The sequence below is a fragment of the Acinetobacter sp. ABJ-A23_2 genome (assembly GCF_044538765.1).
GTDB classification, from domain to species: Bacteria; Pseudomonadota; Gammaproteobacteria; order Pseudomonadales; family Moraxellaceae; genus Acinetobacter; species Acinetobacter nosocomialis_A.
In genome coordinates this window covers 1-14,636 of sequence record NZ_JBIUCP010000016.1, presented here as the reverse complement: position 1 = coordinate 14,636, position 14,636 = coordinate 1, and the positions used below count along the sequence as shown (strand labels likewise).

The 14,636-nt window shown below is 38.6% G+C and carries 12 protein-coding genes; 2 read left to right on the top strand and 10 right to left on the bottom strand.

Translation table 11 applies throughout. The features are described from left to right. Positions 1-33 precede the first annotated feature (33 nt). Entirely contained in the window at positions 34-2,805 is a 2,772-nt protein-coding gene (gene polA / locus ACH63V_RS07540) for a DNA polymerase I (RefSeq protein WP_396463140.1), read from the bottom strand. Between the two features lie 154 nt (positions 2,806-2,959). Here polA and ACH63V_RS07535 point away from each other — a divergent pair, with 154 nt between their 5' ends. Beyond that, positions 2,960-5,764, top strand: a complete 2,805-nt coding sequence (locus ACH63V_RS07535) for a DUF2339 domain-containing protein (protein WP_396463139.1) — start codon at positions 2,960-2,962, stop codon at positions 5,762-5,764. Here ACH63V_RS07535 and ACH63V_RS07530 read toward each other — a convergent pair. Further along, complete coding sequence (locus tag ACH63V_RS07530; RefSeq protein ID WP_005066312.1) at positions 5,754-6,671, bottom strand: mechanosensitive ion channel family protein; 918 nt, start codon at positions 6,669-6,671, stop codon at positions 5,754-5,756. The genes ACH63V_RS07535 and ACH63V_RS07530 overlap by 11 nt on opposite strands. A 9-nt stretch (positions 6,672-6,680) precedes the next feature. Further along, on the bottom strand, positions 6,681-7,502 hold the full coding sequence (locus ACH63V_RS07525) for a hypothetical protein (protein ID WP_263612960.1): 822 nt from the start codon (positions 7,500-7,502) through the stop codon (positions 6,681-6,683). A 96-nt stretch (positions 7,503-7,598) separates the two neighbouring features. On the opposite strand from ACH63V_RS07525, the gene gspE reads away from it, so the two are divergent. After that, positions 7,599-9,089: a type II secretion system ATPase GspE gene (gspE, locus tag ACH63V_RS07520; RefSeq protein ID WP_396463138.1), complete on the top strand. Its 1,491-nt coding sequence runs from the start codon at positions 7,599-7,601 to the stop codon at positions 9,087-9,089. Between the two features lie 55 nt (positions 9,090-9,144). On the opposite strand, the gene ACH63V_RS07515 is transcribed toward gspE, so the two are convergent. The 7 genes from ACH63V_RS07515 to ACH63V_RS07485 form a co-directional block, all read right to left on the bottom strand. Further along, a complete protein-coding gene (locus ACH63V_RS07515) occupies positions 9,145-9,576 on the bottom strand; it encodes an organic hydroperoxide resistance protein (protein WP_000051124.1) in 432 nt (143 codons plus the stop codon). An 87-nt stretch (positions 9,577-9,663) separates the two neighbouring features. Then, entirely contained in the window at positions 9,664-10,101 is a 438-nt protein-coding gene (locus ACH63V_RS07510) for a MarR family winged helix-turn-helix transcriptional regulator (protein ID WP_191107000.1), read from the bottom strand. A 160-nt stretch (positions 10,102-10,261) separates the two neighbouring features. Beyond that, positions 10,262-10,639, bottom strand: coding sequence for a DUF4951 domain-containing protein (locus tag ACH63V_RS07505; protein ID WP_077169007.1), 378 nt, complete (start codon positions 10,637-10,639; stop codon positions 10,262-10,264). A 14-nt stretch (positions 10,640-10,653) separates the two neighbouring features. Continuing rightward, the gene (locus ACH63V_RS07500) at positions 10,654-11,478 is read right to left on the bottom strand and encodes a carbon-nitrogen hydrolase family protein (protein ID WP_396463137.1); all 825 of its coding nucleotides are present in this window, start codon (positions 11,476-11,478) and stop codon (positions 10,654-10,656) included. Positions 11,479-11,504: 26 nt separating this feature from the next. Continuing rightward, entirely contained in the window at positions 11,505-12,026 is a 522-nt protein-coding gene (gene gigB / locus ACH63V_RS07495; protein WP_191106997.1) for an anti-anti-sigma factor GigB, read from the bottom strand. A gap of 102 nt (positions 12,027-12,128) precedes the next feature. Beyond that, positions 12,129-13,097, bottom strand: coding sequence for an RsbU family protein phosphatase GigA (gene gigA, locus ACH63V_RS07490; protein ID WP_263612964.1), 969 nt, complete (start codon positions 13,095-13,097; stop codon positions 12,129-12,131). Between the two features lie 115 nt (positions 13,098-13,212). Beyond that, on the bottom strand, positions 13,213-14,112 hold the full coding sequence (locus ACH63V_RS07485) for a VacJ family lipoprotein (protein WP_311087087.1): 900 nt from the start codon (positions 14,110-14,112) through the stop codon (positions 13,213-13,215). Between the last annotated feature and the right edge of the window lie 524 nt (positions 14,113-14,636).

The following is a 14,636-nucleotide window of genomic DNA, read 5'->3' as shown; positions in this document are numbered from 1 at the left end:
GCTGTTAATACAGCCCTTTTTTATTTCTACTAATTAATGGGCATCATCCCAGTTTTGCCCTTGCCCAACTTCAACAACTAAAGGCACAGAAATTTTTACTACAGATTCCATGACAGTCGCGATTTGCTTAGAGAGCTCATCGGCAATGTTTTGATCTGCTTCAAATACTAATTCATCGTGTACTTGAAGAAGTAACTTGGCTTGATCTTTTGGCAAGATTTTATCGACTTCAATCATTGCGAGTTTAATGATATCAGCAGCACTACCTTGTAAAGGCGCATTAATTGCAGCACGTTCGGCAGCCTTACGTACCATTACATTTCGTGCATCAATATCTGGTGTATAAAGACGACGACCTAAAATAGTTTCAACAAAACCTTGCTCTGATGCAACTTGACGTGTGCGTTGCATATATTCATAGATACCCGGATAGCGTTGGAAATATTGCTTAATATAGTTTTGTGATTCTTGACGTGTAAAGCCTAATTGACGAATCAAACCAAACTCAGACATACCATAAAGTAGGCCAAAGTTAACTGCTTTCGCTTGACGGCGTTGGTCATTGGTCACATCTTCGATAGCAATACCCAATACTTCTGCAGCAGTACGGCGGTGAACATCCTGTCCGTGCTGGAACGCATGTACTAAAGCATCATCTTGAGAAAAATGAGCCATTAAACGTAATTCAATTTGCGAGTAATCGGCAGCCAATAATACTCGACCTTCTGGCGCAATGAATGCTTTACGAATTTGGCGCCCAATTTGTCTACGAATTGGAATATTTTGTAAGTTAGGATCTGAAGAGGAGAGGCGACCTGTTGCTGTAAGTGCTTGGTGATAACTTGTATGTACACGATGCGTGTCGTTATGAGATTGCTCAACTAGACGATCAGTATAGGTACTTTTTAGCTTTGCTAAACCACGATGCTCTAGAATAATTTCCGCTAAAGGATGTTCAATTTTTTCTAAAACACTTTCACTGGTGCTGTATTGTCCAGTTGCAGTTTTTTTACCGCCTTTGATTCCTAATTTATCAAATAGGATTTCACCTACTTGTTTAGGAGATGCAATATTAAAAGTTTCATCTGCAATTTCCATCGCCTGATTTTCAAGCCCTTCCATTGTTTTTGCAAATTCAACGCTTAATTTATCTAAGAAGGCATGATCTAGACGAATTCCATCTTCTTCCATACCCGATAAAATACGGGCAACTGGCATTTCGATGTTATATAAAATATTTTCTAGCTCAGGGAATGGCTTAAGTTTGTTTGAAAGCACTTCATATAAACGATAAGTCACATGTGCATCTTCTGCAGCATAGTGAGCAGCAACTTCAATCTCAATTTGATTGAAAGTCTTTTGTTTAGCACCCTTACCAGCAATTTGTTCAAAAGTGGTGGTTAAGTGGCTTAAGTAGACACGAGCTACGTCATCCATGCCGTGACGAGTCGCCGCTGCATTTAGTACATAAGATGCCAGCATGCTATCGAAATACCAGCCTTTAAGTTCTATACCGTGGTTTGCAAAAATGTGTGCATCATACTTGAGGTGATGACCAATTTTTTTAACTGCTTCATTTTCTAGCACAGGTTTAATTTGAGCCAGAACTTGTTCACGATTCAGCTGCTGCGGCGCATTTTCATAATTATGCGCTAATGGAACATAGTAGGCATCTTTCGCATCAAATGCGATTGAAAAACCAACCATTTCTGCAATACGGTAATCAAGGCTTGTAGTTTCTGTATCAATAGCAAAATGATCGGCATTTTGCATGCGTTGCCAGAGCTGATCCCATGCTTCTTGGGTTAAAACAGTGTGATAATTTGCAGTTCCAAGCTGGTCATCTTGACTAGTTAAGCTTGCTTGATCTTCGGTTTCTATAGATTCAGCAGGTTTAACTTCATTTTGAACAATAGTTTGTGAAGCTTGTTGTTTATAGCTTGAGCTATTTGGATTATTTGGATGATCAAGTGACTGTAACTGATTTCTAAACTCAAGCTCAGTATAAAGATTACGTAAAGTCTCTACATTTGGATCGGTAAGCTTTAACTCGTGCCAATCGAGTTCTAAAGGAAGATCACAAACAATGCTAGCTAACTGGTGATCAAGCTTAATATTGTCTAAGTTATCTTTAATATTTTGGCTAAGTTTGCCTTTAAGTTGGTCTGCATTGGCAATAATATTGTCTAAAGTGCCATATTCAGTTAGTAATTTAGCTGCTGTTTTTGCACCAACGCCAGGTACACCCATGATGCCATCAGACGCATCGCCCATAAGGGTTAAGTAATCGATAATTTGATTTGGCCAAACACCAAATTTTTCAAATACCCCGTCGGTATCCATGACGCGATCTTTAAAGCTATCTTCAAGTTTTACATGATCATTGACGAGCTGAGCCATGTCTTTATCTCCGGTTGAGATAAGTACATGATGGCCTTCGAGTACGGCACGTTTAGCGAGTGTACCGATAATGTCATCTGCTTCTGCACCCGGAAGACTATATAAAGGAATCCCCTGAGCTTTAATCAATGCATGTAAATATGGAATCTGTTGAGATAACTCTTCCGGCATGGTAGGGCGATCACCTTTATAAATAGGTGAAAGCTTGTGGCGGAAAGTTGGCTCAGGCGTATCAAAAATGACGGCCATATGTGTTGGTTGCATACGGCGCATTAATTTTTGAATGGCAGAAATTGCCCCACGTATTGCATTGGTATGTAACCCTGTAGAGGTCGTCAATGGTGGTAATGCATGATATGCACGAAATAAAAAATAGGACCCATCAACCAAGACAAATGGTGGCATTGAACAATTCCTTAATTTGAATTAGGGGTATTTTACGTGAAAACGGCTATGAATGCAGGTTTATGATTTTTGCAGTATTTTGTATGTATAAATATACGCTTGTATTGGCTTGAAGTAAGATGACCTGTAATGAAGGTGTCATATTGCTAAGCCCATGTATAAAAAAGACAAACAGGGAATGATCATTGTTTTGATCGCTTTGACTTTGTTTTTAGCCATTTCAATTGGTTTTAAATTTCAGAGTGCTGTTATTGCTTTATCTATTGCACTTACTGTCATTCTAGTTCAATTACTGTCAAATCTGCATGAGCGTTTAACTCATTTAGAACAGCAGTTTTCTCAGCAGAAAACGCCACTTTATTCTATTCACATGCAAAGAACAGTGATTTATGCAGCAGCCTTGGTTGCATTAGTTGCTTATATCAATCATTGGATGTGGATTGCTGGTGGGGCTTTACTGGTTTTATTGCTATGTTTGATTCAAACCATTAGTGCATTTCATACTCGACTATTATACCTCGAGTCAGCAAAACAAACTGTTCATGTAAATGAGACCATACAAACAGAAGTTATAAATCCTGTAATAGAACAAGTTAGTTCCAATAATACAGACACGCTAGTCCCAGCGGGAACGGCACCTTTAAATCAAACAGAACAACCAGCACATGTTCAGACCGCATGGTGGCAACCAGCCGTGGATTGGATGATTCATGGTAATCCAATCTTAAGAGTTGCTGTTGCTGTGCTTATGGTTGGGGTCGTGTTGCTATTACGTTTTGCAAGCGAGCATTGGCAACTTAGTTTAGGTGTGAAACTTGGATTTATTGCGATTGCTGGAGGTGTGTTAACGGCATTTGGGTATACATTGCAAAAGAAAAATCAGCTGTTTGCTGTGGCATTGCAAGGTGTCGGGCTGGCTGTTGTATTCCTGACACTTGTGTTCTCACATCATTTTGGTGTAATTGCCAACCTAACTACAGCGAGTATTCTGTTTACGATTTTATTAGCTATTACGGTATTCCTGAGCTTAAAACAACAAGCTATTTATTTGGCAATATTAGCACTTGGTATGGCTTATGCGGCTCCTTTAGTTATTCCGCAATATCGCCCTGATGTAACTTTCTTATTTAGCTACTACTTAGTAATTAACTTAGCAGTTGCTGCGGTTAATTTTATTCAGCCTTGGAAAATCTTAAATCAAATAGCTTTTTTTGCCACAATGTTTATTGGTGGTAGTGCAATCGCATTTTATGCAGAACCCGCAAAATTTAATACATTAGACTGGATTTTGTGGTGCCATATAGCGCTGTTTATTTGGCTTAGTGTTCGTTATAGCCAAAATATATCTCGGACGTCAGCAAGTGAAGAACAAGAAGGCATTCGTTTACCTCCGCTCTTAGATGTTGGTCTTATTTTTAGTGTGCCAGTACTGGGCTTTACCCTTCATGCCTACTTAGTACATGAGTCTACACAAGCATTGACGATTGGTGCAGCCGTCTTGGCAGGTACCTATGCAGTATTAACTTTCTGGATTAAAAAAACTCATCCACAGCTTTCGGTCCTTGCAAAAAGCTTTTTCATTCTCGCGGTTGCGTTTTTTGCCTTAATTTTCCCGCTTGCAAAAGGAGCACATTGGACAGCAATTGGTTGGGTTGCTCAAGGTACGGCTTTAATTGTTTGGGGAGTAACTGAGCGCTACCGTTTAAGCCGATATATTGGTGTAGTTTTAGTTTTACTTAGCTCTATTGCACTGTTTTATCAGGTGTGGGCAAATGAAGAGTTCCCAACGCTAAGCACAAGCATCTATGCAATTGCCCAATTTATTTCTGCCTTTTATTTATTGCAATACAACAGTAAAGAGCAACGCTATTTTAGCGCAAGCATGTTTAGTGGCATTTTCTTGTGTTTAGGAATGTATGCGGGTGCTGTAGCTGGTGTAGAAATCATGGCATGGCATCATCATGCTTTGAGTCCATATTTGATGTTCGCCGTAGTTCTAATAGCAATATTTAGCGCAGTTGTTCACTATAAACTTCGTGTGCAATGGCAAAGTTTGCAGTTAATTTTGATTAGCCTGTTACTGTTGTTAGTTTTGGGTGAAGCGTTTGCGAGTCAAGTGTTTACGTTGTTTAAATGGGTAGACTCATTACAACAAACTACTTTCTTAGTCGCTACCATTATTCTAAGTGCTTTATTTCTTATGGCTCAACCGCAGTCGGATGAGTCTGGGTACTTAAATGTCTGGGCTGGTTTAAGCTGGTTGGCGTTAGCAGTAGTTGGTTTGGCGATCTTTCCAAAAATGCCAGTTGTTACTCTGGCTTTTATCCCTGTGGTTTATTCGCTTTGGGCGTATAAGGCTCATAAAACTACATTGTTGCATCAAATTCCTGTTTGGTGTTTAAGCTTAATTTGGTTGCTAGTTGTGAGCGTTGATCGCCACTCTGCTGAGTACCTTTATTTTGTTCCTTTATTTAACTTAACTGATTTTCTTTCTATTGTAGTATTTGCAGGTCTGCTCTTTATTATTTATCAACATGCTTTTGATCAAGATAAATCACTAGAGTGGACTTTTAAAATTACAACAATTCTAGTGGGGTTGTTGGTATTCAGTAGTGTGGTGGTCAGAGGCTTGCACTATTACTGGGCAACACCGCTATGGGGCGCTGCAATTTGGACAAACGGAATAGTCCAGTTAAGTTTGACATTGCTTTGGGTCATTTTGGCATTTGTATTAACTACATTCTCAAGCCGTAAAATGATTCGTCAACTCTGGTTTGTAGGTGCTGCGCTTTTAGGTATTGTGGTATTAAAGTTGATTTTGCTTGACCTATCACAAAGTGCGACATTAACTCGAGTCATTTCGTTTATTGGGGCAGGTGGAGTAATGTTAATTATTGCTTATCTTGCGCCATTACCCCCGTCGTCTACCGCACAGAAGAATCAAGAGCCTAAGCTTTAGGCTCTCGTTTTAATTCTTTTTGATTGCTATATTGATCGATATCATCTTCAGCAAAACCAGTAGACGGTCGATCAATCAAGCCCATTTTAGGAACAGGAATTTCAATTCGGTTATCTAAAAATCCATTTCGGATTCGTTCTTGCATTTCATCCCGAACTTTTAAAGAGTTCTCTTGTCTACACCACATCGTGAATAAAAGCTCAATTGATGACTCCCTGAATGCGGTAACCGTAACTGCAGGTTTTGGATCATCCAGTACAAGTGGATAATGAGCTGCTACATTCAGTAGAACCTCACGGACTTTAATAATATCTTCGTGAAAGTTGATTGCGAGCGTAATTGGGATACGTCGTATCGGATATTTAGACAAGTTGTGTACAGGCGCACGAATAAGCTGTTCATTCGGCAAACGAATATAGACATTGTCGAGTGTAAGTAATTTTACCGAAAGCAAATCAATTGAAATGACTTCGCCTTCAATTGTATTACCACGAATGAGAGTAATCTGGATCGTATCACCGACTTCAAATGAACCCTCACCAATCAAAAATAAACCACTAATCAAGTTACTGGCAGATGTTTGCGATGCAAAACCGAGTGCTACAGTTAAAATCCCTGCTGCACCGAGGAATACACTAAGTTTGAACCCAGCTTCTTTCAAACTCGTCATGATGAAGAGTAAGAAAATGAAATAAAAAATACCACGGCGCCATACAAGGCGTTGGTGAGCATTAAAACGTGAGCCAATGGTTCTAATAAACGTATTGGAAATAATACGGGCAAGAACAAAGCCAATGAAACACAGTACAACAGCGACTAAAATTTCACTAATACGTTCGGTATTGATATTGGTAAATATGCTTTTGAGGCTATCAGCGATATCTTTTGGAATATTTGAATCAGCCATATAAACCTCTTAAAAGAATGAATCAAACATATTGAATAATGCTCCACCAGGTGAACGTGGTGGGTGAACATAGGTCACTTCACCAGCAAGAGGTGGCGTACGATTTTCAATACGAATACGTGCCGGACGATCAGAACCCTCATAATAAACTTTAATTTGTGAAGTCCATAAACGACCTGTACTTTCACTATAAAAAAGAGGAAGGGCGGTAACTGGCACATTCATACGATCAAAGCGTAATTGATGATTACTTGTGTTGTGAAAGTCGATTGGAGTAACAGCACGGAAAGCGCGTGGTGTTAATAGATTCAAATCAGTACGGCCATCCACGGAAGTGGCATAACAGATTTCACCTTGCTGTGCATTAGGACCAAACCACGTATCTTTAGGCTGAATCACGGGAATCTCAAACAAAGGTTCATGCTGACTTTCAACTAAACCGGCAATCCAGAGAGGAGTACTAATATAAAGAGTCCCACGTTGACCTGCTGGAATATAAATCGGATCAACAGGTTTAATAACCACAGAACGATCTGCCAGACGTGGCATAAGTAAAAATTCTGAATTGGTCTTTCGAAACATATACCGTTCGACTTGAACATTATGTGGAAAAGCAAAATGTGGGTCGGCAACTGGATGCCAATCTTGCTCATTATCATCTTGAAGAGAAGGACGATAATATTCGATACGCCATTCTTTTATGCCACGCGTTAAACGAAAGAGCATTGAACCGAATTGCCATGCTTTGGATTGGTTAATTTCAAAGTGCTGTTCACCCCACCATTTTAAAGAATTTTGGGGGTGAGGCTGATATTCATTATTTTCAAACAAGACGTAAAATTCCTCTACCGAGTTGTTAAACAGACTTCACGCTGTAATCTGCTTAGAGTACACTCAAAATCATCTTACTCATCATTATAAATTGTGATGCAAATATTGAAACAAATACAAGTTCCATATAGTTTTGCCAAGCGTCATGGTGTTTTATTTCGTTATGACGGTGATCAAGTTTTTATTGTTAGACGTCAAAATACAGAAAAAATTGCATTGCAGGAAGCAAGACGAATTTTGGGGAAGCCTGCACATTATCAGTTATGTACTGAACAAGAGTTTAATAGCCTATTAAGTACGAGTTATGCGGGGGACACAGGTGAATCACAACAAGTTGCGGCAGGTTTAGAAGACCACCCAGATTTATTGAGCTTGGCCGATCAGGTACCTGAAACAGAAGATTTAATGGATCAAGAGGATGACGCACCTATTGTGCGTCTGATCAATGCACTTCTATCAGAAGCAATCCGTGTAGGCGCTTCAGACATTCATATTGAAGCTTTTGAAAAAAAATTATCTGTACGTTTACGGGTAGATGGTCAATTACGCGAGATTGTACAGCCTCGCCGTGAACTGGCCCCGTTACTTGTTTCGCGTATTAAAGTTATGGCGAAACTCGATATTGCCGAAAAGCGTGTACCGCAAGATGGACGTATTTCTTTGCGTCTTGCTGGCCGTGAAGTTGATGTCCGTGTTTCAACTTTACCATCGTCACATGGTGAAAGGGTTGTTATGCGTTTGCTCGATAAACAAGCGGGTCGACTCAATATGACTCACTTGGGTTTAATGGCAAGTGACTATGAACGTTTAACTCAATTGGTGCATCGTCCACACGGTATTATTTTAGTCACAGGACCTACTGGTTCGGGGAAAACGACGACTTTATATGCTGCCTTATCAGATCTAAATGACAATACCCGTAACATCTTAACAGCCGAAGATCCAATTGAATATCAGCTTGAAGGTATTGGCCAAACTCAAGTGAATACCAAAGTGGATATGACTTTTGCTCGAGCTTTAAAGGCAATGTTACGTCAAGATCCAGATGTGGTCATGGTCGGTGAGATTCGTGATTTAGAAACTGCTGAAATTGCGGTGCAGGCATCTTTAACAGGTCATTTGGTGTTATCAACACTACATACCAATACTGCTATTGGTGCAGTGACTCGACTTAAAGATATGGGGATTGAACCCTTCTTATTATCAAGTTCTTTAATTGGGGTCGTTGCTCAGCGTTTGGTTCGTACCTTATGTCCACATTGTATGACATGGCGTGAAGCCGATACTTTTGAAAAGCAGGTTTTTCAGCATATTTCGCATGAGCCAACTTTAAAGATACCAGAAGCTCAAGGGTGTGATCAGTGTTCTCATTTAGGGTTTAATGGCCGTACGGCTATTTATGAAATTGTACCTATTGATGAACCGATGCGTCGTCTCATTCATGGTAATGCGGCTGAATATGAATTAGAAAATCATGCTCGTGAGTATTCAGGTTCTATTCGTGATGATGGCTTACGTAAGGTACTTTCAGGTAAAACCACACTTGAAGAAGTATTGCGTGTTACGAATGAAGCAAGTGAAGCATAATCTGTAAGATATAAAAATGCCCGAGTTAAATCGGGCATTTTTGAAATAACAAAACTTATTCAGTCACAATATTAAAAGTCACATCAATATTATTGCGAGTCGCATTTGAATATGGGCAAACAATATGAGCTGCAGCAACTAACTTCTCAGCTTCTTCACGGTCCATACCAATTAAGTAAACATTTAACGTTACTTCAATACTAAAACCTGTAGGAATTGGACCAATACCAACTTCACCTTCAACATAAGCATCTTTGCTAATATTAAATTTATCGCGGTTTGCAACGAATTTTAAAGCACCCAAAAAGCACGCTGAGTAACCAGCTGCAAATAATTGTTCTGGGTTAGTTACAGCACCACCAGCGCCGCCCATTTCTTTAGGCACACCAAGTTGTACGTCTAACACACCGTCTGATGAAGTTGCACGACCATCACGGCCACCAGTTGCTTTAGCTTTTGCACGATACACAACTTTTTCTAAAGACATCTTATAATTCCTAAATTAAATTGAATACAAATATATCGTACACGACTTAATTATTTTGACAAGCCAAAATTGTAAAAAAATGGGTGATTATTTAGCTATATTTGTACGAAGTTGTGTCAGCTGATCTTTCAGATCAAGTAGGGTGGTCATGTCACAAGAACTTGCTTCTAAAATATGAGCAGGAATATTTACGGCTTGTTCTTTAAGTATTTTCCCTTTTTCACTTAGGGTAATAATCACTTGGCGTTCATCTTCTTTTGAACGCGTGCGATTCACAAGTTGCATTGCTTCTAATTTTTTTAAAATGGGAGTTAAGGTAGAAGATTCTAAAAATAGTTTGTTGCCAATTTCTGAAACGGTAACCTCATCTTTTTCCCATAGAACCAACATCACCAAATATTGAGGATAAGTAATGCCTAATGGAGTCAAAAGTTTTCGATAAAGCTGATTAAGCGCTAAATTTGTTGAGTAAATGAGGAAACATAATTGATTCTCAAGCTTTAAATTTTGACAGTCTTGGTCCATATATTCCTCAGAAAACTAAAAGATGCTTTTCTAGTATATCGCTTTATGTCTGATTTCTTAAATGCTCATAATTCTGAGCTATCGATAAAAATGAGATAACGCAAAAAAAAAGAGTAATCGAAAGATTACTCTATAACTTTAAAATATGAACTTGAAACAGTTACCAGAGATCGGCAATTTTCTTCATTAAACGAGCACGGTATTTTGCAGTTGGGTTGTTTTCATTACGTTGCTGTTCTTGTTCATAGAAATCTTGCCAAGCTGTGATCATTTCTAAGGTTGTTCCTTGTTTTTTAATCATAGAAACATCAGCAGGTTGAATATTTTCTAAACGTTGCCTTGCGCCTTCAGCACCCGTTCCCCAGCCAATAATCCGCTGACCAAAAGCAGGTAGAGGAATATTTTTTGGAGTAGGTGGAAGAACATCTTGTTTAAGCTGCAAATTTGGAGAAACAAAATGATTCGTTGCACCAAACTCAGCTGCATAACAGTGAATATTTGCCCCTAAGCAAAAAATGCTAAATAAGTATTTCCACATGAATAATTAAGCTTTTAATAGTGAATTAATTTACGATGCGTCATTAAAGGCATTGATGTACGAACAAGCTCTTGAGCAGATAAATCAAAAGGTACAGTAATTAAACCATTGCCTTCATATTCAATCATACTTAAAACTTGTCCACGGCTATCAGTTGCTCCTGCATGTCCCCACGTTTGACGTTTTTCCCCATGCCAACCTTGTTGCGCTGCTCCTAGAACATAACATTGACTATCCATTGCACGTGCTTGTAACAAAAGCTGCCAGTGCATTTGTCCTGTTGTATAGGTAAATGCTGCTGGAGCAGTCAATAAATGAGCGCCTTGTTGTCTGAGAGTTAAAGCTAACTCAGGAAAACGCAAGTCATAACATACCATTAGCCCAATATTGCCAAAAGGGGTAGATGTGACTACAACGTCTGTTCCAGATTCAAAAAAACGGGATTCTTGATATCCACCAACTGCATCGCCAACTTGCACATCGAATAAATGTATTTTGTCGTAGCGCGCTTCTGTACCTTCAGGACTGATACATAAGCTTACTGTGCGCACGCGACCATCTTGTATGATAGAGCCATCTGGACGGAATGGGCATGGTAAAGTGCCTGCAACAATCCAGATTTGATATTGATGCGCAAGTTTCTCAAGTCTTTGCTGAATTGATTCAAATTGCTCAGCTGTTTCACGCTGTTTGCCAGCAGCGAAACATACAAAGTTTTCGGGGAAAACAATTAAGCTGGCATTTTGAGCACTGCTTTGCTGAATCAATGACTCGATTATTTGAAAGTTGCTTTCAATGTCATCTTGAGAATTCATTTGAACAACTGAAACAAGAGTCATATACAAATCCAGATTAGCAATAAAATTTAGGCATTTTGCTTATCAGATACTTGTTCAAGCGTGTCTTGTTCTTTCTGCAATTGCTTAACAAGTGGCTCAAACATATTCTGATTATTTGCATTGAGTTTCATCAATGTCTTATGTGCATCCAGAACAGTTCTTAGCATCGCATTATGAGTAATGTGTTCATCCGTTAACGTTAGAGTGCAAACACTAGGATCACCACAATAATTCAGAATGACAAAAACCTGCCCTAGCCCCATGCTGTTGGCTAAGGTTGTGATATCTGGATTGGTAGATAGCATCACAGCTTGAATATGATGAGTCTGTTTAAGTTTTAAACCTAGCTTGGCTAGGATACCTAATACAGTACTATCAATAAATGTTGTTTGGGTTAAATCAACGATTGCACCAACAACATTCTCTTGCTGTTCAATTCTGTTTAAAAGTTTGTCTAGACTTATACAAGAATGGGCTCGCACTTCACCAATAAGTTTGAAAATATGCGTTCCATTTAAGCTTGCATATTCAACATGACCTGTTGACATATAAATGCCATTTTCAGAGAAGGATAGAAAAATTATCACATAGTGCCATCTCAGACTCAAGAGTCCTTAAGTCGTATATTTTTTAATTGATTGATTTTTAAATTAATTCATTCGACAAAGACTAAAGATGGCAATGTCATCAGCAACATGATCAGGGGCTTGGAATGATTGATTTTGCAAATGTTGGACCAATTGTTGAAATTGATCATTCAATCCACCATCAAATGGTTCTAGTGCTCCATCTGAACAAACAATGAAACGCGCATGACGATTTAATGTACATACATGTTCTTCAACTTCCAATTCGTCAGTTAAGCCCAGAGGAAAGCTACTAGTCGTTAAAATTTTTGGAGGTTGATTAGGTTCAAAAATAATTGGAGGAGGGTAGTGACCTGCACTAGACCAGCGAAGATTATGCGTTTCAAGATTTAAAATACCGACCACGATTGTAATATGTTTTTCAATATTCTCTTGAACGAGCATTCCATTTAATTTTTTGATCAACTGTCGCGGTGTTTTTGAACGGCCATGAAATGCAGCCATCCATGAAGTCAATAAACTGCTTGTGACACCGTGTCCCGATACATCGGCAAGATAAAATAAAACTTCTTTATCATTTAATTTCCAATAATCATACCAGTCCCCTGATAGATAAGCGGAAGGTTGAAAAAAAGTTTCAACTTCATAATTTAATAAATCAATAGGATTTGGTAATAATCGTTTTTGTAATTCTGCTGCCGAAGGTAAGTCACGGCTATCTTGATTACGTTTATATTGAGCATCAATTCTGGTTAATGCTTTATTTAAATCTTGAGGTAACTGATTCCATACCCATCCAGCAAGAGCACCTGCTTCCCATGCCTGAGCTAAAGCACTACCTTCATGTTCAAAAGCGATCACAATTGTAGGCAAACGCCATTTATGAGTCAGGAAATCTTGTACATCTGCAATTGCAATAATTGTTGGGTCATATAAATCGAGATCATCTATGTGAATGACTTGTAAGTCTGGTAATGCATCCAGAGCTTGCTCTAATAAAGGGATAGAGCGGGTCGGTTTAATAAAATACATAGAAGATATGGTAGTCCTTTTACAAGATCACTTTATCCATCATAGAGGATGTATGATCAAAATCAAGGTATTGCCTTTTTATATAAAGAGCACAATACCTTGATTTCTTCTTTAATTATTTTTTAGTTTTAATATGACTGTCGTCTGGAACATCTTCAGATTCGTCATCATCAATGAAAGATACATCTGCTGAATTACCTTTTTTCTCAGCAATCTGGAATGCCTTACGTTGGAGATATAAATCGCGAATCATCGCATATTGATCACCTTGTATGGTTTGATCCAAATCTAGATATTGAGCACGTGTATCAATGGCCTGTAACACATTGGTTGACCAGTAAAGACCATCTTGATTATCCATAATATACTTTTGTGGGCGAGCCTGAGAATCTACAGCTAAGCCAATACCATCACGTAATGTACTTGGTCCAAAGAAAGGCAACATCAAAAATGGTCCAGAAGGAACGCCATAGTAACCAAGAGTGACACCAAAGCTTTCATCTTCAGGCGGAAGACCTAAGCGACTAGCAGGGTCAGCTAAACCTAAAGTTGTTAATGTATTAACAGTAAATCGACCAAGTGTCTTTGCAGCACGTCCAGGGCGTCCTTGAATTAACTGGTTAACAGCATTCCATGGCTCTCCAAGATTTTTGCGGAACTGGCGATAAGAGCCACGCACATCTTCTGGAGTTTTCTCATTATATTGAACTGCAACGGGGCGAAGAATATTGCGGTCTAACATGTCATTAAAAGAATAAATCGGACGGTTTAATGACTGTAATGGGTCTTTTACTGTATCTGGTTGAGCGGCATTTGCATTGATTTTTAAATCTTTAGCTTTTAGGCCTTTCAAATCTTTAATAATTTGTGAACGGGGGCGGCCCTGCTGAGCCTCTGTAGAAGTAGCATCTTCCGAACTAGCGGCAGATTCTTCAGTAAGATTTTCTTGAGCGTGTGCTGAGGTATAAAGACCCACAGTTAATAAGCTCGATAATAGTAAATTAGAATAATTCATATAATTCCTTAACCGCTAGCCAGGCTCTGTTCAATATGCAGTTGGATAGAGATATATTTTAATACAAAAGCGATAAGCTATTATCAATGTAAAATTGGTCAAATAATATAGAAAAATGACTAAAAAGCCTAAAAATTGATCGGTTGAATGATAAAGTTTGAGAAAGGGCTTGCAACTGGATCTTAATGGTCTATAATGCACATCCATCGGCGGTGATGCAGATAGAAACTTGTTGAAAAACAGTTACTTGGAATTAAGTTGGTTACTTTAAGTGATGAATTTGATGAGAAGTTGGTTTTGAGAATAAGTTTTAAAAATATCGAAATTACCTGTTGACTTTTAAGAGATTAAGAGTAATATAGCCGACCTAGCTTGCTGGTGACGAACCAGGAAGAAGATCATTAAGAGAATTGAAGAACAACTTGTGTGGATTTTTACTGATTGATTAATCGAAATAATTTTCATTGATTGATTGGTTTAAATTACTCGAAGTTTATTTGAGCGAAATTTAAGTCAGTAATTGA